Origin of the sequence: Microbulbifer aggregans, from assembly GCF_001750105.1 — a bacterium.
Taxonomy (GTDB): Bacteria; Pseudomonadota; Gammaproteobacteria; order Pseudomonadales; family Cellvibrionaceae; genus Microbulbifer; species Microbulbifer aggregans.
On record NZ_CP014143.1, the window covers coordinates 1,476,090 to 1,501,894 of the forward strand.

A 25,805-nucleotide genomic window follows, 5' to 3' on the forward strand; every position below is an offset into this window, starting at 1 on the left:
AGAAGCCTTTGCTGCCGCCGATCAGATCGGTTTTGGGATCAGCATCGGCTCATCTTCACTGTCCATACGGTCACGTCCCTTTTCTGGGCAGTGATAACTGGCTGTGACTTCATCATCATGCAAACTGTGCAGGTGCACATCGAAGCCCCACAGGCGGTGTAGGTGTCGCATGACCTCGGGCGAATCCTTTCCCAGTGGGCGGCGACGGTACTGGGTGTGGTGCAACGTCAGCGAGCGATCGCCGCGGGTATCCACGGAGTAGACCTGGATATTGGGCTCCCGGTTACCCAGGTTGTACTGGCCTGCCAGGTCCGCCCTCAGTTGCCGGTAGCCATCTTCGTCGTGGATGGCGCTGACGACAATCTCATTCTCCCGATCGTTGTCACTGATGCAGAACAGTTTCATGTCCCGCATCACTTTCGGTGACAGAAACTGCAGGATGAAGCTTTCATCTTTGAAGTCGCGCATGGCGAACTGCAGTGTTTCCTTCCAGTTACTACCTGCGATGTCCGGGAACCACGCCCGGTCTTCGTCCGTTGGCTCCTCACAGATGCGGCGCAGATCGCTGAAGATGCTGAACCCGAGGGTATAGGGGTTGATGCCATTGAAATAGGGGCTGTCGAATGGCGGCTGGTAGATCACATTGGTGTGACTCTGCAGGAACTCCATCATGAAGCCCTCGGTCACACGCCCACGGCGATACAGCTCGGACAGCAATGTATAGTGCCAGAAGGTGGCCCAGCCTTCGTTCATCACCTGGGTCTGGCGCTGTGGATAGAAATACTGCGCCAGTTTTCGCACGATGCGGACCAGTTCCCGCTGCCAGTTCTCCAGCAGGGGTGCATTTTTTTCGATGAAATAGAGCAGGTTTTCCTGCGGCTCTTCCGGAAAGCGGTGATCGGGTACCGTTTCAGGCCCGTTGCCCATCTTGGGAATCGTGCGCCATAGATCGTTCAGTTGGCGCTGGCGGTACTCTTCACGCTCTTTCTGCCGACGCTCCTCTTCCACCGCCGAAATAGGGTAGGGACGCTTGTAGCGGTCGACGCCATAGTTCATCAATGCGTGACAGGAGTCGAGGATCGCTTCCACCTCCTCCACGCCGTGGCGCTCCTCGCATCTGGCGATATAGTTTTTGGCAAACAGCAGGTAGTCGATGATGCTGCTGGCATCTGTCCAGCTGCGGAACAGGTAGTTGCCCTTGAAAAAGGAATTGTGACCGTAGCTGGCGTGTGCGATCACCAGTGCCTGCATCGTCATGGTGTTTTCTTCCATGAGGTAGGCGATGCAGGGGTTGGAGTTGATGACGATCTCGTAGGCGAGCCCCATCAGGCCGCGCTGGTAATTGTTTTCGACACTGATGAACTGCTTGCCGAAGGACCAGTGGTTATAGCCCACGGGCATACCGACGGAAGAGTAGGCATCCATCATCTGTTCTGAGCTGATGATCTCGATCTGGTTAGGATAGGTGTCGAGGCCGAACTCTTCCGCCAGCTGGGCGATGGCACGGTCATACTCCTGAATCAGCTCAAAGGTCCACTCGGAGCTGGTGGAGATCGGCCCTTCCGATTTGGCATCCGGGGCTGTAGGAAACTTATCGAGCATTACGCGGCCACCTTCTGGCTGAACAGTTGGCGGAACACCGGGTAGATGTCCTTGAGGTCGACTATCTGCTCCATGGCAAAGTGTTCCGGGAAGATAGCGCGCACGCTTTCGTACTCCTCCCATAGGGCCTGGTGGTCACGGGGGGTAATCTCCACGTAGGAGAAGTACTGCACGTGAGGCATGATGTCGTCGATCAGGATCTTGTGGCAGGTACTGGAATCGTCGTTCCAGTTGTCGCCATCAGAAGCCTGGGCGCCGTAGATGTTCCATTCGCTGGCGGGATACCGCTCCTGCATGATGCGGCGCATCAGTTTCAGTGCACTGGACACAATGGTGCCGCCGGTTTCGCGGGAGTAGAAGAACTCCTCTTCATCCACTTCCTTGGCGCTCGTATGGTGTCTGATAAATACCACTTCCGTGTATTCGTAACTCCTTTGCAGAAACAGGTAGAGAAGCAGGAAGAAGCGCTTGGCCATGTCCTTGGTGGCCTGGTTCATGGAACCGGAGACATCCATCAGGCAGAACATGACCGCCTTCGAACGCGGTTTTGGTTGCTTGACCAGCAGGTTGTATTTCAGGTCAAAATCATCGAGGAAAGGCACCTTGTCGATACGGGCGCGCAATTCAGCAATACGTTTGCCCAGCGCATCCAGCTTACGCTGGTCCCGTAGGGCGGTTTCTTTGTGCTCCTCGCGCTCGAACTCTTCTTCCAGTTCACGCAGGTTGCGGCGTTTGCTGCTGGTGAGCGCTATGCGGCGGGCGTTTGCAGCGCGCAGTGAACGCACAACGTTGAGTCGCCCCGGGGTTCCCTCGTTGCTGAAACCGGCGCGGACCATCTTGAAGGACTCGTTGCCCGCCAGCCGACGTTTGATCATGTTGGGTAGTTGTAATCCCTCGAACATGAAGTCGAGGAACTCTTCCTGGGAGATCTGGAAGACAAAGTCATCCACCCCCTCGCCACTGTCGCTGGCACCGCCACCTCCGCCGCCACCACCCTGCTGGCCCTGGCGGGGGATTCGGTCACCGGAGATAAACTCCCGGTTGCCGGGCAGGACGCGCTCTACATGTCCTCCAGGCCCATGATTGAACACCGGTTCGCTGATATCTCTAGTGGGAATACTGATTCGCTCGCCTTTATCCATATCGGTAATGGAGCGATTGGTCATGGCCTCACCGACGGCCTTTTTGATGTGGGCTTTGTAGCGCCGGAGGAAACGCTGCCGGTTGACGGTGCTTTTTTTCTTGCCATTCAACCGGCGGTCGATGATGTAGCTCATGTTACTGCCTCTGACCAGTGCGTGGCAGCGGTGGGTTTGAGGAGGCAGTCGGCGCAGATGGGTTCCCACCTGACACTGGTGGGAAACGCAAATGCTCTGGCTGACTCCTGTCGCCACCGCCGGGCGTGCCTAAAAGGCGACGCCCCGCGAGTACTGCCGGGTTACTGCGACTTGCGGACCCGCAGATACCATTCCGAGAGCAGCCGCACCTGCTTCTCGGTATAGCCCCGCTCGACCATCCGCGCGACAAAGTCGGCGTGTTTCTTCTGGTCTTCGGCGGAGGCTTTGGTATTGAAGGAAATAACCGGGAGCAGATCCTCGGTATTGGAGAACATCTTCTTCTCGATGACGGCGCGCAGTTTTTCGTAGGAGCGCCAGTCCGGGTTTTTGCCCTGATTGTTGGCGCGTGCGCGTAGGACAAAGTTGACGATCTCGTTGCGGAAATCCTTCGGATTGGAGATGCCGGCAGGCTTCTCGGTTTTTTCCAGTTCCTCGTTGAGTGCGCCACGATCGAGGATCTCGCCGGTCTCCGGGTCGCGGTATTCCTGGTCCTGGATCCAGAAATCGGCATAAGTCACATAGCGGTCGAAGAGATTCTGGCCGTACTCGGCATAGGATTCGAGATAGGCCGTCTGAATTTCCTTACCGATGAACTCCACATAGCGTGGAGCCAAATACTCCTTGATGAAGCCGAGGTAGCGCTCCTGCTGTTCCGGTGGGAACTGTTCCTGTTCAATCTGCTGCTCCAGCACATAAAGCAGGTGGACCGGGTTGGCCGCCACTTCGGTGGCATCGAAGTTGAAGACCTTGGAAAGAATCTTGAACGCGAAACGGGTGGAAAGCCCGTTCATGCCCTCATCAACACCGGCGTTGTCGCGATACTCTTGAATCGTCTTTGCTTTGGGGTCGGTATCCTTCAGGTTCTCGCCGTCATAAATCCGCATTTTGGAGAACAGGCTGGAATTCTCCGGATCCTTGACTCGTGAAAGCACGGAAAACTGTGCCAGCATGCGCAAAGTGTCTGGGGCGCAAGGCGCCTTCGACAGCGAGCTGTGCTCCAGTAACTTCTTGTAGATTTTGATCTCCTCCTGCACGCGCACGCAGTAAGGCACCTTGACGATATAGATCCGGTCGAGGAACGCCTCGTTATTGCGGTTGTTGCGGAAGGACTGCCATTCCGACTCGTTGGAATGGGCGAGAATAATGCCATTGAATGGAATCGAGCCAAGACCTTCGGTGCTGTTGTAGTTGCCCTCCTGGGTCGCGGTAAGCAGAGGGTGCAGCACCTTGATCGGCGCTTTGAACATTTCGACGAATTCCATCAGACCCTGGTTGGCCCGACAGAGGCTGCCGGAAAAGCTGTAGGCGTCGGGATCGTTCTGCGGGAAGTCTTCCAGTTTGCGGATATCGATTTTGCCTACCAGAGCGGAGATGTCCTGGTTGTTCTCATCGCCGGGCTCGGTCTTGGAGATTGCTACCTGGTCCAGAATCGAGGGCCGGATCTTGACCACCCGGAACTGGCTGATGTCACCGCGGTATTCGTGCAGGCGTTTGACCGCCCAGGGCGACATAATGGTATTCACGTAGCGCCGGGCGATGCCGTAATCCTCCTCCAGAATCTGGCCGTCTTCATCGGGTGAGAACAGGCTCAGAGGAGATTCGAATACTGGCGATCCCTTGATGGCGTAGATGGGGATCTTCTCCATCAATGCTTTCAGTCGCTCCGCCAGCGACGACTTGCCACCGCCGACCGGGCCGAGCAGGTAGAGGATCTGCTTCTTCTCCTCCAGGCCCTGGGCGGCATGGCGGAAGAAGGAGACAATCTGCTCGATCGCCTCTTCCATGCCATAAAATTCACTGAAGGCGGCGTACCGCTTGATTACCTTATTGGAGAAGATGCGCGACAGGCGTGGATCGCGGGAAGTGTCCACCAGCTCGGGCTCACCGATGGCCATGAGCATGCGCTCTGCCGGCGAGGCATAAGCACTGCGGTCCTTCTTGCACAGCTCCAGGTACTCCTGGATGCTGAGCTCTTCATCCTGGATGGCTTCATACCGTTCCAGGTAGTGATTGAAAATCGTCATCGTGCACAACTCCCTGTGGCGTGTCGGACAGCTCTTCCAGCCAGTCGCACCAATATCGTGCATGCTGGGTATCGCAGAGGCTCTCGCCTGTGTGAACAACTGACCCGTGCGGCTGACGATGCGGGCGCGACCTGCTCGGCAGGTTTCGCGGTAACTGAAAGGCGCTTTAGCGCTGAACTCTATCTTTATTCCCTATGCGACATATCTTCTGTCGCCAATCGCGAAACTGTAAAAATTTATCTCGCATAATCAGGATAGCTTTCCCTCCGCTATGCGGGAGGCGCAGCCGCCAACATAGGTTGAATTAGGTGGCAGTTTTACGCTCTACTAGGCGCCCATTTTGAACAGCAAGAAGTTGGAGATTCGCGCCATGGCGATCCTGGTAACCGGCGGAGCCGGCTATATCGGCAGTCACACCTGTTTGGAGCTGCTTGCGGCGGGCTGGGAACCGGTGGTGGTGGACAACCTCTGTAACAGCAGTGCCGAGGCTCTGCGGCGGGTCGAAGCCATCAGCGGCAAGTCAGTGCCGCTCTACACCGCCGATATTCGGGATGCCGGCGCGCTAAGGGAGATTTTTTCCCATCATGAAGTCGAATCTGTGGTGCATTTTGCTGGCCTAAAGGCTGTTGGTGAGTCAGTTGCACAGCCATTGCGGTATTACCAGAATAATGTTGCTGGCACTTTGACGCTCTGCGAGGTGATGGAGGAGTTTGGTGTTCGCCAGTTCGTATTCAGCTCTTCCGCGACCGTATACGGTGATCCGGCGATAGTGCCGGTTCCTGAGCAGTGCCCGACAGCCCCTGAAAGCCCTTATGGGACCAGTAAGCTGATGGTGGAAAACATTCTGCAGGATGTTTGTGCCGCGCCGGACAGCCAGTGGAAAGTAAGCCTGTTGCGTTACTTCAACCCGATTGGTGCTCACGAGAGTGGCCGTATCGGTGAAGATCCCCGCGGTATTCCCAACAATCTCCTGCCCTACGTTGCCCAGGTTGCCGTGGGTCGCCTGCCGCATTTGCAGGTGTTCGGCGATGATTACGACACCGTGGATGGCACTGGCGTGCGTGACTACATCCACGTGGTGGATCTCGCCCGTGGACACCTGGCCGCTCTGGAAAAGCTGGGTCGCGCGGAGACCACAGCCGGTTGTTACACCTATAACCTGGGCACAGGAAAGGGCAGCTCGGTCCTCGAGGTGGTCCGGGCGTTCGAGCAGGCCAGCGGGAAAGACATCCCGATCAAGGTGGTGCCGCGCCGTCCCGGTGATGTGGCCGAATACTTTGCAGCTCCGGCACTGGCTGAGCAGGAACTTGGTTGGACGGCAGAGTATGATCTTCTCAGGATGGCGGAGGACACCTGGCGTTGGCAGTCACAAAACCCCAACGGCTATAGCAGTTGAAGTTCCTTTGAACGAGCTATCCGGTTGGAGGTGGCCAGCTCAGCACCAGTGCTGAGCCGGTATCCTCCACCATCATCCCCAGTGATCGGTACTCTCGCTGCAAGGTCTTCTGTAGCCAGGTCCTATCTTCTGCATCCGCCCGGCACAGCCTTAACTTTTGTGACTTGAAAGGGATGAGCTCCAGGTTAAGGAGTGCCCCTGTTTCTGGATCGAGATCGACAGAATAGAGAATCCGCAGCTCGGGGCGATAAGCTTCATGCCCGGAAATTCCTTCGTAATCATTAATCAGGTCGCCACAGCCATATAGGATTGCGCGGTCTCGATAGATCTCGACCCCTTTGGGATGGTGGGAAGAATGTCCGCAGACGACATCCACACCAGCGTCTACCAATAGGTGGGCAAAGCCCTGCTGTTCTTCCGGGATGCGATAACCCCAGTTGCCGCCCCAATGGATCGACACCATCACCAGGTCTTCCGGTTTACTGTATTTTTGGATGAACCGAATCAGTTTCCCGGCACTTCCTGACCTCAGGTCCGGTAGAAGGTGAACGCCGGGTAGCTCTGGCCCCGCAGACCATTCCGGTGGTACGCCACTACTGCCGTGAGCGCAGGCAAAAATCAGAAGCCTCTTTCCATCAAGCTGGATCTCGGCTGGGGCGCTCGCCTCCAGATCGTTGGCTCCGGCCCCCGCCAGTGTCAGGCCCGCATTGCGCAGGGTTCGCAAAGTCTCCGAGAGTCCCCCGTAGCCCCAGTCGAGGACATGGTTGTTAGCCAGGGTGCACACATCGATATTGGCGTCGGTCAGGCAGGGCAGGTTGTCCGGGTGCATACGATAGTTGATGCCCTTGCCGTGCCAGTAGTCATCGCAACGAGTCACCGCAGTTTCCAGATTGATGACGCGGAGTGCAGGTGAGCGTTTATTCATTTCGACAAGAGCATCACCCCACGGATAAGCGAAGTAAGCTTCTTTGAGGGCTGAGCCACTTTGCATCTCAGCAAGCCGGACATAATCAATGGCAGAGTGCAGATAGCTCTCGTGGATCTGTGGGCTTCCGGGATGGGGAAGGATCTGGTCGATGCCTCGTCCAGTCATCACATCGCCAGCAAGCAATAGGCGAACTGAGGTTGCAGGGTGCATGGGTAACGTGTGCCTCCATCCCCAAGCTTAGCTTCGCGCACAGAAGCCAGGAGTTAGGAGAGATCAAACTCCGCAATCAGCACAGAAAAATTTCTCATCGCTGAGGCGCATCGCTGTCAGGTAACCGCCCCAGACACAACCGGTATCCAGCGCGAAGACATTGGGGGTGTCGGCGCGTCCCTCGAGAGCGGCCCAGTGGCCGAAAATGATCTTGTCGTTGCGGGTTTTGCGCTCGGGATGGCTGAACCAGGGGAGGTAGCCATTGTGTTCGGCTTCCGGACCGCGCTTGGTCACCAGATCCAGCGTGCCGTCAGCCCTACAGAAGCGCATGCGGGTGAAATAGTTGGTGATGGAGCGCAAGCGCTCGATGCCGAGCAGGTGATCGCTCCAGCAGTGTGGCTCGTTGCCGTACATGCCATAGAAGTAGGCTTTGGCCATGGCATCGTCAGCCAGCGCCCGATGTACCTCGCGGGAGAGTTCTACTGCTTTGGTGATGCTCCATATGGGTGGGATACCCGCATGGACCATGGTAAAGCCCTTCTTGTGTACCACCAGCGGCAGGCTCTGCAGCCATTCCAGCAGTGTATCTGCGTCCTTGGCACGCAGGATTTTCGCCAGGTCGTGCTCTTTGTCGGTAAGACGCTTGGCGCCGTGGGCTAGTGCTAACAGGTGCAGATCATGGTTGCCAAGGACCGCGGTCACCTGGGCGCGGTGCTCGTACAGGAAGCGCAGGGTACTGAGACTGTCGTGCCCGCGGTGCACCATGTCACCTGCCAGCCAGAGTTTGTCACGGTCCGGCCGGAAGTGGACCTTATCCAACAGTCGCATGAAGGGCTCGAAGCAGCCTTGAATGTCCCCGATGGCATAAGTGGCCAAAAGTCTTCCCCTGCTTTCTTTTTCCTGAAGGCGCTATTGATCCAATTTGGATAGGTGATTGGCGAGCTCGACAAATTCCTTGACGCTCAGAGTTTCCGGCCGGCGACTCGCATCGATAGAAAGCTCGGAGACATCGAGGTCAGGGTACAGTGGTTTGATGGCATTGCGCAGGGTCTTTCTGCGCTGCTGGAAAGCGACGTTGACGAGACGTTCCAGCAAGTCTTCGTCATCTGCAGGGTAGGGAGGGTTGGCGTGGGGCACCAGTCGCACAATTGCCGAATCCACTTTTGGTGCAGGGCGGAAAGATTGTGGAGGCACCGGGAACAGGCCCTGTACCCGGCAGTGATACTGAACCATGACGCTGAGTCGGCCATAGGACTTGTTGCCCGGCACTGCGCTCAATCGATCCACCACTTCTTTTTGCAGCATAAAGTGCATGTCGCGGATCTTGCCGCGGAAGCCCAGCAGGTGGAACAGCAACGGCGTGGAGATGTTGTAGGGCAGGTTGCCAACGATGCGGAGCTGGTCGTCGCCTGCAAGGCTGCCAAAGTCGAACTTCAGGGCATCCTGTTCAATGATGCTGAAATCAGGGTAATCACGAAATTTGAATTTCAGCAGTGGGATCAGATCCCGATCCAGCTCCACCGCAGTCAGGGAAGGGCAGCGCTTCAGTAGCAGTTCAGTAATCGCGCCCTGACCGGGGCCGATTTCCACCAGCCGGTCTTCTTCTTTAGGGGCAATGGCCCGGACAATCCGCTCGATAATGTTTTCGTCGACCAGAAAGTTTTGGCCGAAGCGCTTGCGCGCCTTGTGTTCGAAAAAGTGATCCATAGGGAATGAATTCTGTCAGTCGTCTACGCAGTGTTTCTTAGAGAGCACGCAGCTCTGCCAGCTGTACTGCCTGAGCCAGGGCGGCGCGGAGGCTGCCACAGTCGGCCTCGTTCTGCCCGGCGATGTTGAGAGCGGTGCCATGATCCACTGAGGTGCGAATAAACGGCAGTCCCAGGGTGATATTCACGGCGTGGCCAAATCCTTTGAATTTTAACACCGGCAAGCCCTGGTCATGGTACATGGCCAGCACCGCATCACAGCGAGCCAGTTGTGGCGGGGTAAACAGGGTGTCAGCGGGAAGTGGGCCGAGCAGGTGGAGGCCCAGGGCACGCAATTTATCCAGGGCCGGTTCGATGACTTCGATCTCTTCCCGCCCCAGGTGCCCGCCCTCACCGGCGTGCGGGTTCAGGCCGCAGACGCCGATTCTCGGTTCGCTGAGTCGAAACTGGTCACGCAGGCTGCGATGAAGAACCAGGATCGTCTGCTCCAGTCGCTCGGAAGTGATGGCTGCGCTGACGTCCTTGAGGGGCAGGTGCGTGGTCACCAGCGCCACGCGCAGTTCTTCGGCAGCCAGCATCATGACCACCCGCTCTACGCCGGCAACTTCCGCGAACAGCTCGGTGTGGCCACTGAAAGGAATGCCGGCCTCATTGATGACACCCTTGTGTACGGGGCCGGTTACCAGCGCATCGAAGCGGCGTTGCAGGCAGCCGCGGGCGGCAGTGCGCAGGGTATCCACAACATAGGGGGCGTTGGCGGGATTGAGCCTGCCGGGGGTGGCGGGCTCAGCCAGGGTGATCGGCTGCACATACAGGGAGCCGTCGGGTGTATCCGCGGGTGCGGAATCGGGATCAAAAGGGATCAGCTTGAGGGGCAGGCTCATCCGCTCAGCGGCCTCCGCGAGGAGATCCGGATCGCTCAGGGCGACAATCTGTACCGGGCCACGATGGCCGTTGGCCCGGCTGCTGGCGAGTCTGACCGCCAGCTCCGGGCCGATACCGGCGGGTTCGCCGGGGGTGAAGGCGATACGGGGGATCATTGCTCGGCGCTGTCGGCGCTCTCCCCTTCCTCTTTGAGATTCGGCAGCTTGATATCCACGTAGGCCTGGTCGCGGATTTCACGGCGCCAGTTCTGCAGCTCTTCCTCATAGCGTCGATTGCGCAGCAAATTGGCCGCCTGATTACGAATGTACTGCTCGGTCATGTCCTGGTTGCGGCGGCCGTCCACCCGCAGGATGTGCCAGCCGAACTGGGACTTGAACGGCATGCTGATTTCGCCCACCGGCGTATTGTTCATGGCCTGGGTAAATTCCGGCACAAACTGCCCGGGCATGGACCAGCCGAGGTCACCGCCGGCAAGCATGGTGCCGATATCTTCTGAGTGCTCGCGAGCCAGCTCATCGAAAGAGGCGCCACCCTCGATCTGCTTGCGCAGGTCGATCAGCAGGTTGTAAGCGGCGTCGTCATCGCGGATGGCGGAGGTCTTGACCAGGATATGGCGCACCTTGGTCTGCTCCACGACCTGTTCATTGGAGCCGCGCTGGGCGTGGATCTTGAGCAGGTGGAAGCCCGCATCACTGCGGAACGGGTCGGTGACATCGTTGACGCCAAGACCCTGGAGGGCATTGGAGAACAGGGTGGGCAGCTCGACAGTCTTGCGCCAGCCCAGGTCACCACCGGAGAGCGCGTTCTGGCCGGCCGAATTGGCAATAGCCAGTTGCCGGAAATCGGCGCCATCGCGTACCTGCTGTGCCAGCTGTTCAGCCTTTTCCCGCGCCTTGGTGACTTCGTCTCCCGGAGCGCTGGAGCTTACCGGAATCAGGATATGGCCCAGTTCATATTGGGGCGATTTCCAGAACTCGCCCTCCTTGGAGCGCAGGAAGTTGTCGATGTCCTGGTCGGTAATCTGGATACGGCGGTTGACGCTGCCCTGCTCGACGCGGCGGATCAGCAATTCGTTGCGGATCTGCTGGCGGAAAGTTTTCATCGACAGTCCGTCGGCGGCCAGGCGCTCGCGGAACTGCTCGGGGCTGGCGCCGGTATTCTGCATGACGCGGGCAATGGCCTGGTCCAGTTCGGCGTCGGAGACAGTGACCCCTGCGCGGGAAGCCATCTGCAGCTGCAGGCGCTCGATGATCAACTGTTCCAGTACCTGGCGACGTAGCACGTCGATTGGCGGAGCCTCGACGTTCTGTGCCTTGATCTGGGCCGTGATGGTGTTCAGGCGCTGTTGCAGCTCGCTGGCCATGACGACGTCGTCATCCACGACGGCGACAACGCGGTCGAGTTTCTGCACCTGGGCCATTGCCGGCGCGGCCACGACGGCACAGAGTGCCAGGGCGGGCAGCAGGGCCCGCTTGAGAGCGAATGCGGTCATTATTCTCATCACTGTTTCAGTTGTTCTCTCTGTTCGAAGTTGGGGATGCCCTGACTGAGCATCCGGGTCACCGTTGTGCCCAGGCTGGCGAGCCCCTTGAGCTGGAACTCTATGTAAACACCCTCGTCGAACTCAAGCTCCTCGGGGGCTACGACGTCGGCCAGGTCGTTGTCCAGGGTGCGGCGCCAGGCGAGACGCACCATATAACAGCAGCTGTCATATTCGACGCCCGCGACGTATTCCAGTTCCCGGTCGAAGGTCAGGTCGTAATTGGCCCGTGCCAGCAGCGCGGTAGTGGGCGACACCGGCAGTACCAAAGAGGCGTCTATCTGATCGATGGAGCCACTGATTAGCTGGCCATTGAGGTCCACCACTTCGGGCCGGCGCAGATAGCGATAGCCCACATTAAACAGGCGGAAGTCCTTGTCCAGGTAGCGCAGGGTGACGTTGCCCCGGTTCAGCTCGCCCTCGTCGTCATCGTAGATGAGTTCGCTGCTGATGCGCATGGACTGTATCGGGCGACTCTCCAGGCGGGCGGCAAACTCTGACCGGGGTGCGTCCTCGACGATGCCGCGAAGGGTTGTCTCGCGGTCCTCCAGGTAGAAGATCTGGCCGCCGCTCAGCGCGAACAGGTCGCGGCCGCTGACGGGATCAATAATACGGCTGGTCAGGCCCACGGCGACACGGTCCGCATCGTCGATACGGTCGTTGCCGGTAAAACGGCTGTCGCGGAACAGCTGGTCGTAGCTGAAAGTAAAGAGCGAGGTATCGAACAGCAGGTCATTGCCGCCGTCCCCGGGGCTGGTGCTGACGTCGATAAAGTCGCTCTGATCCGCTTTCGAGCTCACCAGGGTAAAGAAGCGCGGCTCGAGCGTCTGCACCAGGTCAAAGCCAAACACGCTGGCATCGCGTTCAAAAAAGAGCCCGCTGTCCAGGGTGAACTGTCCGGCGGAAGCCTCGGGTGAGTCGCTGGCCTCCGGATTGAGGAACTGGTCATCGATCTGATAGCCGAGATAGCGTGCGGCGATTCCTGGAGTGAAGTAACCCCACAGCCATTGCTTGTCCCACTCCAGCTCGTAGTCCAGGCGCAGGCGATCGGCATTGACAAAATTGCGAGTGCGTTCGGTGACGCTGTCCGGGTCACCCACGTCGGCAATAAAACGGATGGTTTGCTCTTCTTCGTGATCCCAGGCGGTGACCTCGTGATCCAGGCTCAGGCCCCAGTCGCCCCAGCGGTAGTCACCGTCGATATCCAGCCGCGGCAGCTGCCGGTAGGTATCGAAGCGGTCCTTGACCAGCTGCTGGTAATCCTGGGCGCGCAGGGTTGCTGTCCAGTTCTCGTTGAACAGGCTCGCTTCCGCGCGCTGGTTGAGGCTGGTTTCGGCGGAAACACTGAGGTTGGCGGTATCCAGGTCGCGAAAATAGTCGGGGTCGCTGACCTTGGCATAGTCGATGTTGGTGCGCCAGAAGGTGCTCGCGGTGCCCTGTTGCTCGAAGTTGACCAGCCAGCGGTCTTCGCCCTTGGCTGGCAGCACCAGATCCTCGGGGAACCCCTGGCGGATCAGGTCCTCGGCATCCTCGTCGTCGCCGCCTTTGTCATCGGGCAGGCCGGCAGCGCGCAGCTCGGAGTTGAACAGCTGGCTCAGGTGGCGCACCTCGACCTCGGCGCCGGTGCCTCGGTACTGGATGTAACGCGGCACGATGGTGGCGTCCATCTGGGGTGCGATGTTCCAGTAATAGGGAATGGCGATGTCCCAGCCGTTTTCATCGCTGTTACTGATGCTTGGAAACAGCAGGCCGGATAGCCGTTCGCTGCCCACCGGGAAACGCAGGTAAGGAAAATAGAACAGCGGCACATCGAGGATCTCGAGGCGCACATTACGCGCTGTTCCCTGGCGCTCCACATTGTCGATGTGAATTTCGCCGCCGCGCATCTGCCATACCACGTTGCCTGGCTCGCAGCGGGTGTAGTTGCCATCGGTCAGGATCAGCTCACCACTGGCCTCGCGGGAGGCAAAGCTGGCGCTGCCGTGCACGAATTGGTTGTGAATGACGTAGGTGGCGTCCTCGATCTCCGCCGCCTGGCTGTCGGTCTGTATCTCGGCGGCGCGACCCCGCACCAGCAGATTCGGCTCGCGGATTTCAATAGCTCCGCGCAGTGTGGCGGTGCTTTCGTTGCGGTTGACGTCTACCTGGTCCGCAAACAGTTGTCGGTAGCCTTGGGTGACATGCACATTGCCCCGCAGGCGCGCGGTGCCGTCGTCCAGCCACTCCGAGGAATCGGCAGTGGCGCGCAGTGGCGCTTCCTCTGGTGCCAGGTTTGCATCGGTATAGTCCCGCGGCGGCGCCACAAAGGCGCCGCTACATGCGCTTGGTTGGGCGGGCTGCATCCCCGGGGGCAGCTGCCAGGCGGGCAACCAGTCGAGATAGAGGTAGGGGTTGTAATCGACAGCCGCCTCCTCTGACTGCTCCAGCGGCGTCAGCGCACTGCCGGAGTCGGCGGTTTCCGCCCACAGGGGGCCCGCAACGGCAAGGCCGGCCACTCCGAGGGCGCCAAGTCCCATCGTGCGCGGGCGGGAAATCTGTGCAATCGCCATAGCAAGGCGCTGCCAGCGGGAGGGTTCCAGCATCGGGTGTTTGGTTCCGACTGTCGTTAGTGTTTCTTCCTGGGGGGAGCGCGCGCAGTCACGCGCCAAAAAATCAGCCCGCAATTCTACTTGAATGTAGACACCGTTAACACTACGAGCCGAAGACTGGGAGGCAGACCGTCGTTTGCAGTGATAGCGGCTAAACTGAAAGGCCGGCCGCCTGTGGACGGACGGCCTGGATTTGGGTGCGTTTGGCGCGATTGGCGTCATGTGCAACTTCCGTCGATGCCCGGTGGTCCAATACTGCAGTGGACGCACCGGCCCCGGATATGGCGAAATGGGGGCTTTTGCTGGACGGGGAGTCCCGCCCCGTTACAATGCGGCCCGTGATATTTGGAGTAGCAGTGGCTCATGAGTGAGCGTTCGACAGATGCAGTGGATCAGCGGCGCGAGGCGTTGCGCGGCTGGGCCGGGCGCGCTCTGGAAGCCGGCGATAGCCTGACGCTGCAGCCTCTGGCGGGAGATGCGGGTTTTCGTCGCTATTTCCGCACCCTCACCGTGCCTAGCCTGATTGCGGTGGACTCACCGCCTGCCCGTACCAATCCCGCACGCTTCGTCGCGGTGGCGGATTATCTCCGCCGCCACGGTATTCACACGCCGATGGTTACACAGGCAGATGTGGAGCACGGCTTTATGCTGCTTGAGGATCTGGGTGATTGTCAGCTGCTCAGTATTTTGGATGAGGGCAGTGTTGAGGGCCTTTACGGGGAGGTACTGAACGAACTCCTCTGCCTGCAGCAGATCCCTCCCTGCGGAGACCTTTTTCCACAGTACAACCGGGAGTTGCTCCTGACCGAGATGCGTATCCTGCCCGAGTGGCTGGCGGGGCAGTTGCTCGGTTATTCCCTCAGCGAGGAGGAGTCTGCACTTCTGGAGCGGACCTTCGGCCTGTTGCTGGACTCCGCCGTCGAGCAGCCTCAGGTGCTGGTGCACCGCGATTACCACAGTCGTAACCTGATGGTCCGCGACGGTGAGCGGCCTGGCGTTGTGGATTTCCAGGACGCCGTGTGGGGGCCGGTCACCTATGATCTGGTGTCCCTGTTGCGGGACTGCTACATCCGCTGGCCGCGGGAGCGGGTGGAGCGCTGGGCGCTCTGCTATGCCGCCACTGCAGAATCTGCCGGCATCCTGTCGTCGGTGGATCAAGAGACGTTCCTGCGCTGGTTCGACTGGATGGGCCTGCAACGGCATATCAAGGTGCTGGGGCTGTTCCCGCGCCTCTGGCTCAGAGACGGTAAACCGGGATATCTGCCGGATCTGCCTCTCGTCATCCGCTATACCCTGGAGGTGGCCGCGCGCTACCCGGAGATGGCGCCCTTCGCCGACTGGTTCCAGCAGGCCCTGTTGCCGTTGATTGAGCGCCAGAGCTGGTACCGAGACTACCGGACTGCCGGCGAACCGGGTGCTTCATTGCAAAGAATTCCTCAATGACCGCAAGAGAACAGACAGAGATCCCAACGGCGATGCTGCTGGCCGCCGGTTACGGCAAGCGCATGCGCCCGCTCACCGACCAGACCCCAAAGCCGCTGCTGCAGGTGGCGGGCAAGCCCTTGATCGAGCATGCCCTGGAGCGACTCGCCGCCATCGGAGTGCGTCGGGTGGTGATCAACCTCGGCCACTTGGGCGAGAAGATCCGGGCGCGCCTGGGGAGTGGTGAACGCTGGGGGCTGGATATCCGCTATTCCGTCGAAGTGGAGCCGCTGGAGACTGCCGGTGGCATCATCAAGGCGCTGCCGTTGCTGGGCGAGGCTCCCTTCCTGGTGGTCAACGGCGATGTCTGGTGTGATTTTGACCTGTCCGGCTGGCTGGCGGAGCCGCTTCCGGAAGGTTGCCCCGGGCGCCTGCTGATGGTGCCCAACCCGCCTCACAATCCCGAAGGCGATTTCGGTATCGACCATGGCCTGCTTTCCGGCACAGCCAAGCCCCGCTATACGTTTTCCGGCATTAGCTGGCTGCGCCCGGAGATGCTGACGGGCTACCCCAAAATGCGTCCCTGCTTCGGGCTCGGCGAAATCTTTGTGCATAACGAGGGGCGCCTGCAGGCGGAGCTCTTTAGGGGCGACTGGTGCGATGTAGGCACTCCGGAGCGTCTGCAACGACTGGATGCCCGCCTGCGAGGCAGTGTGGCCTGAAGTCTGTGCCGGATTTCCGGTACACTCCCGCCTCCACGCCCCACTCGCGGGCCTAATGCACTGGGAAGACTGCACATGACGGATTTCAAGATTGCCCCCTCGATTCTCTCCGCCAACTTCGCCCGCTTGGGGGAGGAAGTAGACGCGGTGCTGGAAGCCGGCGCGGACTGGGTGCACTTCGACGTGATGGACAACCATTACGTCCCCAATCTGACCATTGGGCCCATGGTCTGTCAGGCCCTGCGCAAGCATGGCGTCAAGGCGCCGATCGACGTGCACCTGATGGTTGAACCGGTGGACGACATGATCCGCATGTTCGCCGATGCCGGGGCCACCTACATTACGTTTCACCCGGAAGCCTCACGCCATGTTGACCGCTCGCTGCAGCTCATCCGCAGTCTCGGCTGCAAGGCCGGGCTGGTGCTGAATCCGGCCACCGGCCTGGACTCGATCCGCTATGTGATGGACAAGCTGGATATGCTGCTGCTGATGTCCGTGAACCCCGGATTTGGCGGTCAGAAGTTCATTCCCGCAACCCTGTGCAAGCTGGGTGAGGCGAGAAAGCTGATTGATGATTCCGGCCTCGACATCCGTCTCGAGATTGATGGTGGCGTGACCCGGGACAATATCGCGGAAATCGCCGCTGCCGGCGCAGATACCTTTGTGGCCGGCTCCGCGATCTTCAATGCGGAAGATTACGAGGAAGTGATTTCAGCGATGCGCGCGGCGCTGGAAAGTTAGTTTCCTGTCCTAGGCTCCCCGGTTGGCGGGCCAGTGCTTGTCCGCCAGCGGCTGGATTTGTAAACTTGTCGGCTCGTACAACGAGGCAGTCCCGTGAACCCACTCGTCCCCCACATCTCCAGCTGGCGATGGCGCCGCTGACCCGCTGAGGCCCGCAGTATTGATGCGAGCCCCTTTCCTGCGGGCGGAGTCTGTCTGAACCGCCCGAGTTGCCGATACCCCAGGTAATTACTTCGGTAAAAGACCAGAGCACCCGGAGTCGCCATGACACCCAGCGAATACAGCCAACTTGCGTCCGCGGGATACAACCGTATTCCCCTGGTTCGGCGCGTCTTGGCCGATATTGAGACGCCACTGTCCACCTATTTGAAACTGGCCGCCGGCCGCCACAGCTACCTGTTTGAATCCGTGCAGGGGGGCGAGAAGTGGGGGCGCTATTCCATTATTGGCCTGCCGGCTCGCACTCTGCTGACGGTCCGCGGGCACGAGGTGACCGTCGAGACCGATGGTGAGGTCACCGAGCGCCTGCAAAGTGCCGACCCGCTCGCCTTTGTGGAGGAATTCCAGCAGCGCTACCGGGTGCCGGAGCTTCCGGGGCTGCCCCGCTTCAACGGCGGGCTGGTCGGGTATTTCGGCTACGATTGCGTGCGCTATATCGAGCCGCGCCTTGCCGATTCGGCACCCCCGGATACCCTGGGTAATCCGGATATCCTGTTGATGGTCAGTGACGAGCTGGTGGTGTTCGACAACCTGGCCGGCGCAGTGATTTTTATCGTGCATGCGGATCCTAGCCGGGAGGGAGACTACCAGCGGGCGCAGCAGCGCCTCGACGGGCTGGTGGAGAAGCTTTCCCAGCCACTGCCGGACACAGTACCCCTGGACCTCGACGGTGCCGGTCTTGATGAAAGCGCCTTCCGTTCGCACTTCGGTGAGGAGGCCTTCAAGCGCGGCGTCGACAAGGTCAAGGAGTACATCCTCGCCGGCGACGTGATGCAGGTAGTGCCATCGCAGCGGCTGTCGGCACCGTTCGATGCGCCGCCGCTGAACCTGTACCGGGCGCTGCGCAGTCTCAATCCCTCTCCCTATATGTACTTCCTCGACCTGGGCGATCACCAGGTGGTGGGGTCTAGCCCGGAAATCCTCGTGCACCTGGAAGAGGGCGACATGACTGTGCGTCCGTTGGCCGGCACCCGCCGCCGAGGTGCCACTGAGGCCGAGGACGAGGCACTCGAGCGGGAACTGCTCGCTGACCCGAAGGAAATTGCCGAGCACTTGATGCTGATCGACCTGGGGCGCAACGACGTGGGCCGGGTGGCCGAGACCGGCAGCGTGAAGGTCACCGAGCAGATGGTGGTGGAACGCTATTCCCACGTCATGCATATCACCTCCAACGTCACCGGGCGCCTGAAACAGGGGCTCACGGGCATCGATGCGCTGCGCGCGGCGTTGCCGGCCGGGACGCTCTCCGGTGCCCCCAAGATCCGGGCCATGGAGATCATTGACGAACTGGAGCCCGAGAAACGGGGCATTTATGGCGGGGCGGTGGGTTACCTGGCCTGGAACGGCAATATGGACACGGCCATCGCCATCCGCACTGCAGTCATCAAGGACGGCCAGGTCTTTATCCAGGCCGGAGCCGGTCTGGTGGCTGATTCGGAGCCCCAGGCAGAATGGGACGAGACAATGAACAAGGCCCGGGCGCTATTCCGGGCCACGGCCATGGCCACCGCTGACAGCGCGCGGCGGGGGCAAGTTGAGGTAGAGCATAATGAGTGAATTGTCGGCGCGGCCGGTGTTACCGCTGGCGGAAATATGCCAGCGGATAGTCGCAGCCCCCCTGTTCAACCAGGTGATTATCGGTCTGATTCTTCTGAACGGCGTTGCCGTGGGTATGGAGACTTCCACCTGGGTCACCGAGCGCTTCGGTGATTTCCTGCACGGCATCAATGAGCTGATCCTCGCCGCCTTTGTGGTGGAGGCGCTGGTGAAGATGGCTGCCCACGGCAACCGACCATGGCGCTACTTCGCCAGCGGCTGGAACTGTTTCGATTTCACCATCATCGCCCTCAGCCTGATCCCCGCTGCAGGGCCTCTGGCCACCCTGGCGCGCCTAGTGCGGGTGTTGCGGGTACTGCGCCTGGTTTCTGCATTTCCGGAGCTGCGCCTGCTGGTGGATACCCTGCTGCGCAGCCTGCCGAGCATGTTCCACATTGCGCTGTTGATGGGGATCATCTTTTATATATACGGTGTCGCCGGTTATTTTCTTTTTCACGAAATTGACCCGACACACTGGCGGAGCCTGCCGATTGCACTGCTGAGCCTGTTTCGTATCGTCACCTTCGAGGACTGGACCGACATCATGTACACCGCCATGGAGGCGATGCCCTGGGCATGGGTGTACTTCGTGAGCTTTGTGGTCATGGGTGCGTTCGTGATGATCAACCTGTTTATCGGTGTGGTGCTGAACAATCTCGAGGAGGCCAAGTTGCGCCGCCTGGACGAGCTGCAACTGCCTCCCAGCCAAACCGAGATATTGCGCGAGCTGCGCGCTACACAAGAAGCCTTGGCCCGTTTGCAGAAGCGTATGCAGGATATACCGCTCGAGCCGGCAGAGAAGACACCCGGAGGATCTGCGCGATGATTTTGATGATCGATAACTACGACTCCTTTACCTGGAACGTAGTGCAGTACATGGCGGAGCTGGGTGCGGACGTGGTGGTCAAGCGCAACGACGAGATCGCCGTGGCTGATATCGAGGAAATGGCACCGGAGAAAATTGTGATTTCCCCCGGTCCGTGTACGCCCAATGAGGCGGGTATCTCCCTCGACACCATCCGTCGTTTCGCCGGGCGTACCCCCATTCTGGGGATCTGTTTGGGGCACCAGAGTATCGGCCAGGTGTTTGGCGGGCGTGTGGTGCGCGCCGGCAAGGTGATGCACGGTAAGACATCTCCCATCGTGCACAACAACCTGGGGGTGTTCCACAACCTGTCGAACCCGTTCGAGGCCACCCGCTACCATTCGCTGGTGGTAGAAAAAGGCAGCCTGCCGGATTGCCTGGAGGTCACCGCCTGGACCGAGACCGAGGACGGGGAGATCGATGAGATCATGGGGCTGCGTCACCGCGAGCTGGCGGTGGAAGGGGTGCAATTCCATCCCGAGTCGATCCTCACTCAGCACGGCCACGATATGCTGCGCAACTTCCTCGAGTCCTGAAGCGACCCGAGTCACTCAACGAAAACAACAAGGGGAGGGGTATGCTGATTCAGGAAGCCATCGCCAAGCTGGTGAATAACGAGCACCTCAGTCGCGCGGAGATGCGCGAAGTCATGGGACAGATTATGCGCGGCGAGGCCGACGAAGGGCAGATCGCCGGGCTGCTGGTCGCGCTGCGGATCCGTGGCGAAACTGTCGATGAAATTACCGGCGCCGTGGAGACCATGCGCGAGCTGGCCATCAAGGTCCCCCTGCAGCATGAAAACGCGGTGGATATCGTCGGTACCGGTGGTGATGGAGCCAACCTGTTCAATGTCTCCAGTGCCGCCAGCTTCGTAGCGGCTGCCGCTGGTGCCCATGTCGCCAAGCACGGCAACCGCTCTGTCTCTTCCAGTAGTGGTGCTGCCGATCTGCTGGAGCGGGCCGGTATTTACCTGGAGCTAGACGCCCAACAAGTGGCGCGCTGCATCGATACGATTGGCGTGGGCTTTATGTTTGCTCCCACTTTTCACCGTGCGGTGCGTCATGCGGTGGGGCCGCGCCGTGCGCTCGGCATGCGCACGATTTTCAATTTGCTCGGCCCGCTGACCAATCCGGCCGGGGTCAAGCGTCAGGTTATCGGTGTCTACGACCGAGCCTACTGCCGCATGCTGGCAGAGGTACTGCAAACCCTGGGCTCTGAACACGTGCTGGTCATCCACAGTGATGACGGCCTCGACGAGATGAGTCTCGCTGCCGATACCTATGCCGTCGAACTGAAGGGCGGTGAACTGCTCGAGCGCACATTGCGCCCGGAGGACTTCGGCATTGAGCGCCGTAGTCTGGAAGGCCTCTGTGTCGATGGTGCGGCGCAGTCACTGGCATTGATTCAGGACGCGCTGGGCAAGCGCCAGTCCGAAGTTGCAGACAAAGCCGCCGATCTGATTGCACTGAATGCAGGTCTGGCGATCTATGTCAGCGGTTTGGCCGACTCGGCCGAGCAGGGCGTGGCCATGGCTCAGGATGCCATTGCCAGTGGTCTGGCGGCAGAAAAGATCAATGATCTCGCTGCTTTCACCAGTGCCTTCCGGCCCGAGGAGGTAGGCCAGTGAGTACCCCGACCATCCTGAAGACCATTGTCGAGCGCAAGTGGCAAGAGGTTGACGAGCGCAGCCGAGTGCTTCCATTGGCCGACGTGCGGGAACGCGCACTGGCGCAGTCACCGGCGCGGGGATTTGTCACTGCCATCGAGCAAAAGATTGCTGCCGGTGAGGCTGCAGTCATCGCGGAAATCAAAAAGGCCTCGCCAAGCAAGGGCGTGATCCGGGAGGATTTTATTCCCGCGGAGATCGCCACCAGCTATGAGAAGGGCGGCGCAGCCTGTCTGTCAGTGCTCACCGATGTGGATTTTTTCCAGGGCGCTGATGCCTATCTGCAGCAGGCCCGCAGTGCAGTGCGGCTGCCGGTACTGCGCAAGGACTTTACCGTTGATCCTTACCAGGTCTATGAAGCCCGTGCCCTTGGTGCCGACTGCATCCTGCTGATCGCTGCCTGCCTCGAAGATGGGCAGATGCGCGATCTCAACGGCCTGGCCCAGGAGGTCGGCCTGGATGTATTGGTGGAAGTGCACGATGGTGAAGAGCTGGAGCGGGCTCTGGCGCTGCCCAACCGCCTGATCGGTATCAACAACCGCAACCTGCACACCTTCGATGTGCAGCTGGAAACGACTTTTCAGCTGCTGGATCGTATCCCGGACGACCGCATTGTGGTGACCGAGAGCGGCATCCATACCACAGACGATGTAGCGGCCATGCGCGGTCACGATGTACACGCGTTCCTGGTCGGTGAGGCCTTTATGCGGGACAAGGAACCCGGGCGCCGCCTGCTGGAGATGTTCAACTGACGGTTGGCAGGCCGGAGAAGAAAACAAAAAGGGCGACCTCGGGTCGCCCTTTTTTGTGCTGAACACAGAGTATCGTGCTAGTGCCCATACACTGGGCACATCAGCGTGTGCCGTAAACCACCATGGTCTTGCCCTTCACCGACACCAGCCCCTGTTCTTCCAGTGTCTTCAGTACACGGCCGACCATCTCGCGGGAGCAGCCGACGATACGGCCGATTTCCTGGCGGGTGATCTTGATCTGCATACCTTCCGGGTGGGTCATGGCATCAGGCTCGTTACACAGGTCGAGCAGGGTGCGTGCGACTCGGCCGGTGACGTCAAGGAATGCCAGGTCGCCCACCTTGCGGGTGGTGTTACGCAGTCGGCCGGCCATCTGGGTGGCCAGGGCGAACAGGAATTCCGGATGTTGACGGCTCAGTTCCTGGAACTTGGAGTAGGAGATTTCCGCTACTTCACATTCCGTCTTGGTGCGGACCCAGGCGCTGCGGGTGTCCTGATCGAACAGGCCCATCTCGCCGAAGAAGTCGCCGTCGTTCAGGTAGGCGACGATCATCTCGCGGCCCTCGTCGTCCTCGATCAATACGGTGACCGAGCCACGCATGATGAAATAGAGGGATTCGCATCGGTCACCAGCGTAGATGATGGTGCTCTTGGCCGGGTAACGGCGGCGATGGCAATGGGCGAGGAAGTCCTCGATATTACCGGTGGATAGGGGTTCTTCGGTAGCAACCGTCACGGATCTACTCCTTATTGTTCACTCTTATGTCCGACCCAGACCTGAAAGCATTCGCTATGCGGATTATGACGTGAAAAACCCGCCCCCAACAGGGGTCTTGGTCGGTAAAGCGCCGCAGTGTGACCTGTTACGCCCTGGCACTGCCAATTGACCTCCCGTTCGGAGGAAAGTTCAAACACGCGCCATGAGCTTGGCCTTTGGTGACGCGATTGAGCCACTATACCGGAAATCCGTTGCCGGGAGGTTGCTGTGGGCTTCTGTGCTAAGCTTCGCCGCCTGCATTGGGCAGGTGAAATGAGCAACTGCAATGGTGAGGAGAGGAAGTATGCAGGGGAAAGTGACCTGGGTGGACGGTCTCATGTTTGTGGGCGAGGCCGGTAGTGGCAATTCCGTGGTGATGGAAGGCGGCGAGAAGGATAACGGTATCCGCCCGATGGAAATGATCCTGCTGGGTGTTGGAGGTTGTGCTTCCTACGATGTGGTCTCCATCCTCAAGAAAGCCCGTCAGGACGTGATTTCCTGTCACTGCGAGCTGGAGGGCGTTCGCCCGGACGCGGTGCCAGCACCGTTCGAGCGCATCGAAATGGAATTCGTAGTCCGCGGTCGTGGCATCAAAGAGGCTCAGGTGGCTCGCGCAGTAGAACTGTCAGCGGAAAAATACTGCTCTGCCTCTATCATGCTGCGCAATGCCGGTGTGGAAATTGTGCACCGTTTCCGCATTGAGGAAATCTGACAGTATCAGAGGTGGGGCGCTGGTCGACTCTGCCAAGCGCCCCTCGAGGACCTTTAGATTCGATAAGTGATACTGGTCATGATCTTGGAGACCAGTGTCATCAGGCCTTTCATTGGTGCCGGGAAGCGGGTTCCTCCGGCATCCAGAGCGGCGTGGCCGTGCTCTTCTTCGTCGATCCGCATCTGTTCGACCACTGCGCGACTTTTCGCGTCCTGCTCCGGCAGGCGCTGCAGGTGGCTCTCCAGGTGTTTGCATACCTGCTCTTCCGTGGCGGCAACAAAACCGAGGCTGATACGGTCGCTGATTTTTCCGGCTGCCGCACCGAGGCCAAAGGAAAGTCCGTACCAGAGGGGGTTCAGGAGGCTGGGTCGACTGTCCAGTTCGCGTAAACGCTGGTCGCACCAGGCGAGATGGTCGATTTCCTCGTCCGCAGCGCGTTCCATTTCTCCCCGGACTTCCGGTAGCTTGGCGGTCAGGGCCTGCCCCTGGTAGAGCGCCTGAGCGCAGACTTCGCCACTGTGATTGACGCGCATCAGACCCGCCGCGTGGCGGCGCTCGGCATCGCTCAATTCTGTCTCGGCCTCACTGCGGGCCGGGGACGGGCGGCCATGGCTGGGGGTGCCAGGGCTCAGTGTCCGCAACGCGCGATCCGCCTGAATTAACATCCGGTCAAAACCGGTCAGTCTGCGCTCACTCATGGTTCAATACTCACTGCTCGTGATCTTTCGATTTGCGGGCGGCGGGGAGCCGCCCACACAACCGGATCAGGATTGCTCCCGCTCCACTGCACGATAACCAATATCCTTGCGGTAGAACACACCGTCCCAGTGAATGGCCTTGGCGCACTGGTAGGCGTTGGCCTGCGCATCGGCGACAGTGTCGCCAAGCGCGGTGGCGCAGAGCACGCGGCCGCCACTGGTGACTACGCGCTCACCGTCCAGCGCCGTGCCGGCGTGGAAGATTTTGGCATTCTCGCTGTCGGCGCGATCCAGGCCGGAAATGGCGTCACCCTTGCGGTAGCTGCCGGGGTAGCCGTTGGCGGCCAGCACTACACCCAGGGCCGGACGTGAATCCCACTCTGCGGTGATCTGATCCAGCTTCTTGTCCAGTGCAGCCTGACACAGTTTCACCAGGTCGGACTTGAGCCGCATCATGATCGGCTGGGTTTCCGGGTCGCCAAAGCGGCAGTTGTATTCGATCACTCGTGGCTCGCCATCGTTGTCGATCATCAGGCCGGCATAGAGAAACCCGGTATACGGCATACCTTCGGACGCGAGTCCATTCACGGTTGGCTCGATTACCTTGGTCATGATGCGTTCGTAGACGTCCGGTGTGACCACCGGCGCGGGGGAATAGGCACCCATGCCACCGGTATTCGGCCCGGTATCGCCGTCACCAACTCTTTTGTGGTCCTGGCTGGTGGCCATGGGCAGAATGTGCTCGCCATCCACCATGACGATAAAACTGGCTTCCTCGCCGGTCAGAAACTCTTCGATCACCACGCGGCAGCCAGCGTCGCCGAAAGCATTGCCGGACAGCATGTCGCGCACGGCCAGCTCCGCCTGTTCCTCGGTCTCGGCAACGATCACGCCCTTGCCTGCGGCCAGACCGTCGGCCTTGACCACGATGGGGGCACCTTTCTCGCGGATGAACTCGAGCGCCGGCTCGATCTCGGTGAAATTGCCGTAATCGGCGGTGGGGATCTTGTGGCGCTGCAGGAAATCCTTGGTAAAGGCCTTGGATCCCTCCAGCTGTGAGGCGGCCTTGCTGGGTCCGAAGATGGCCAGGCTGCGGCCATTAAAGAAGTCGACAATACCGTCCACCAACGGAGCTTCCGGCCCGACGATGGTCAGCTCGACATTATTGGCTTCGGCGAAATCCGCCAGGGCAGAGAAGTTGTCCACACCGATGGCGACGTTCTGCAGCTTGGGCTCGCGGGCAGTGCCTGCGTTACCCGGAGCGACGAACACGGCCTTTACTGCCGGGTTCTGCGCCACTTTCCAGGCTAAAGCGTGCTCGCGGCCGCCGGCGCCAATAACCAGTATGTTCATTCCGGGATCCCCCTCTTGAAGGCATTGAAAATCAAAAGATGCGCTATTCTAGCCCGGAAACCGGGCGGGCAAGAAAAAGCCGGCCC

At 59.8% G+C, this 25,805-nt stretch carries 22 protein-coding genes; 10 read left to right on the top strand and 12 right to left on the bottom strand.

Annotated features, from left to right (window positions below):
* Positions 1–21: 21 nt before the first annotated feature.
* The 3 genes from AUP74_RS06380 to AUP74_RS06390 form a co-directional block, all read right to left on the bottom strand.
* Complete coding sequence (locus tag AUP74_RS06380) at positions 22–1,602, bottom strand: SpoVR family protein (RefSeq protein WP_069946854.1); 1,581 nt, start codon at positions 1,600–1,602, stop codon at positions 22–24.
* A complete protein-coding gene (locus tag AUP74_RS06385) occupies positions 1,602–2,879 on the bottom strand; it encodes a YeaH/YhbH family protein (protein ID WP_069946855.1) in 1,278 nt (425 codons plus the stop codon). Before AUP74_RS06385 ends, AUP74_RS06380 begins: the two co-directional genes overlap by 1 nt.
* A gap of 161 nt (positions 2,880–3,040) precedes the next feature.
* On the bottom strand, positions 3,041–4,963 hold the full coding sequence (locus tag AUP74_RS06390) for a PrkA family serine protein kinase (protein ID WP_069946856.1): 1,923 nt from the start codon (positions 4,961–4,963) through the stop codon (positions 3,041–3,043).
* A gap of 370 nt (positions 4,964–5,333) precedes the next feature.
* Here AUP74_RS06390 and galE point away from each other — a divergent pair, with 370 nt between their 5' ends.
* A complete protein-coding gene (galE, locus tag AUP74_RS06395; RefSeq protein ID WP_069948740.1) occupies positions 5,334–6,359 on the top strand; it encodes a UDP-glucose 4-epimerase GalE in 1,026 nt (341 codons plus the stop codon).
* A gap of 16 nt (positions 6,360–6,375) precedes the next feature.
* On the opposite strand, the gene AUP74_RS06400 is transcribed toward galE, so the two are convergent.
* The 6 genes from AUP74_RS06400 to AUP74_RS06425 all read right to left on the bottom strand — a co-directional run bounded on the left by AUP74_RS06400 (position 6,376) and on the right by AUP74_RS06425 (position 14,210).
* Positions 6,376–7,497: a CapA family protein gene (locus tag AUP74_RS06400; RefSeq protein ID WP_083260853.1), complete on the bottom strand. Its 1,122-nt coding sequence runs from the start codon at positions 7,495–7,497 to the stop codon at positions 6,376–6,378.
* 63 nt (positions 7,498–7,560) lie between these two features.
* Positions 7,561–8,373: a symmetrical bis(5'-nucleosyl)-tetraphosphatase gene (locus tag AUP74_RS06405; protein ID WP_069946858.1), complete on the bottom strand. Its 813-nt coding sequence runs from the start codon at positions 8,371–8,373 to the stop codon at positions 7,561–7,563.
* Between the two features lie 33 nt (positions 8,374–8,406).
* Complete coding sequence (gene rsmA, locus AUP74_RS06410; protein WP_069946859.1) at positions 8,407–9,204, bottom strand: 16S rRNA (adenine(1518)-N(6)/adenine(1519)-N(6))-dimethyltransferase RsmA; 798 nt, start codon at positions 9,202–9,204, stop codon at positions 8,407–8,409.
* Between the two features lie 37 nt (positions 9,205–9,241).
* Positions 9,242–10,243, bottom strand: a complete 1,002-nt coding sequence (gene pdxA / locus AUP74_RS06415) for a 4-hydroxythreonine-4-phosphate dehydrogenase PdxA (protein WP_069946860.1) — start codon at positions 10,241–10,243, stop codon at positions 9,242–9,244.
* Positions 10,240–11,580 carry a peptidylprolyl isomerase gene (locus tag AUP74_RS06420; RefSeq protein ID WP_226999906.1) on the bottom strand — a complete coding sequence of 447 codons (1,341 nt, stop codon included), beginning with the start codon at positions 11,578–11,580 and terminating at the stop codon, positions 10,240–10,242. Before AUP74_RS06420 ends, pdxA begins: the two co-directional genes overlap by 4 nt.
* Positions 11,581–11,588: 8 nt before the next feature.
* Entirely contained in the window at positions 11,589–14,210 is a 2,622-nt protein-coding gene (locus AUP74_RS06425) for an LPS-assembly protein LptD (RefSeq protein WP_069946862.1), read from the bottom strand.
* A gap of 369 nt (positions 14,211–14,579) precedes the next feature.
* On the opposite strand from AUP74_RS06425, the gene AUP74_RS06430 reads away from it, so the two are divergent.
* The 8 genes from AUP74_RS06430 to trpC all read left to right on the top strand — a co-directional run bounded on the left by AUP74_RS06430 (position 14,580) and on the right by trpC (position 22,199).
* A complete protein-coding gene (locus AUP74_RS06430) occupies positions 14,580–15,659 on the top strand; it encodes an aminoglycoside phosphotransferase family protein (RefSeq protein WP_069946863.1) in 1,080 nt (359 codons plus the stop codon).
* Complete coding sequence (gene murU / locus AUP74_RS06435; protein ID WP_069946864.1) at positions 15,656–16,360, top strand: N-acetylmuramate alpha-1-phosphate uridylyltransferase MurU; 705 nt, start codon at positions 15,656–15,658, stop codon at positions 16,358–16,360. Before AUP74_RS06430 ends, murU begins: the two co-directional genes overlap by 4 nt.
* Positions 16,361–16,435: 75 nt before the next feature.
* Positions 16,436–17,101, top strand: a complete 666-nt coding sequence (gene rpe / locus AUP74_RS06440; RefSeq protein WP_069946865.1) for a ribulose-phosphate 3-epimerase — start codon at positions 16,436–16,438, stop codon at positions 17,099–17,101.
* A gap of 264 nt (positions 17,102–17,365) precedes the next feature.
* Entirely contained in the window at positions 17,366–18,877 is a 1,512-nt protein-coding gene (gene trpE / locus AUP74_RS06445; protein WP_069946866.1) for an anthranilate synthase component I, read from the top strand.
* Positions 18,870–19,742, top strand: coding sequence for an ion transporter (locus tag AUP74_RS06450; protein WP_069946867.1), 873 nt, complete (start codon positions 18,870–18,872; stop codon positions 19,740–19,742). The genes trpE and AUP74_RS06450 overlap by 8 nt, the downstream gene beginning before the upstream one ends.
* On the top strand, positions 19,739–20,317 hold the full coding sequence (locus AUP74_RS06455; protein ID WP_069946868.1) for an anthranilate synthase component II: 579 nt from the start codon (positions 19,739–19,741) through the stop codon (positions 20,315–20,317). Before AUP74_RS06450 ends, AUP74_RS06455 begins: the two co-directional genes overlap by 4 nt.
* A gap of 41 nt (positions 20,318–20,358) precedes the next feature.
* On the top strand, positions 20,359–21,408 hold the full coding sequence (gene trpD, locus AUP74_RS06460; protein WP_069946869.1) for an anthranilate phosphoribosyltransferase: 1,050 nt from the start codon (positions 20,359–20,361) through the stop codon (positions 21,406–21,408).
* Complete coding sequence (gene trpC / locus AUP74_RS06465; protein ID WP_069946870.1) at positions 21,405–22,199, top strand: indole-3-glycerol phosphate synthase TrpC; 795 nt, start codon at positions 21,405–21,407, stop codon at positions 22,197–22,199. Before trpD ends, trpC begins: the two co-directional genes overlap by 4 nt.
* A 100-nt stretch (positions 22,200–22,299) precedes the next feature.
* On the opposite strand, the gene crp is transcribed toward trpC, so the two are convergent.
* Positions 22,300–22,935 carry a cAMP-activated global transcriptional regulator CRP gene (gene crp, locus AUP74_RS06470; RefSeq protein ID WP_067084141.1) on the bottom strand — a complete coding sequence of 212 codons (636 nt, stop codon included), beginning with the start codon at positions 22,933–22,935 and terminating at the stop codon, positions 22,300–22,302.
* A gap of 325 nt (positions 22,936–23,260) precedes the next feature.
* Between crp and AUP74_RS06475 the strand changes: the two genes are divergently transcribed.
* A complete protein-coding gene (locus AUP74_RS06475; RefSeq protein ID WP_069946871.1) occupies positions 23,261–23,668 on the top strand; it encodes an OsmC family protein in 408 nt (135 codons plus the stop codon).
* A gap of 53 nt (positions 23,669–23,721) precedes the next feature.
* On the opposite strand, the gene coq7 is transcribed toward AUP74_RS06475, so the two are convergent.
* Together coq7 and purD are read right to left on the bottom strand one after the other, a co-directional pair.
* A complete protein-coding gene (coq7, locus tag AUP74_RS06480; protein WP_069946872.1) occupies positions 23,722–24,366 on the bottom strand; it encodes a 2-polyprenyl-3-methyl-6-methoxy-1,4-benzoquinone monooxygenase in 645 nt (214 codons plus the stop codon).
* Between the two features lie 66 nt (positions 24,367–24,432).
* Positions 24,433–25,719 (bottom strand): phosphoribosylamine--glycine ligase, encoded by a 1,287-nt coding sequence (gene purD, locus AUP74_RS06485; RefSeq protein ID WP_069946873.1) that lies wholly within the window; start codon positions 25,717–25,719, stop codon positions 24,433–24,435.
* Positions 25,720–25,805: the final 86 nt, after the last annotated feature.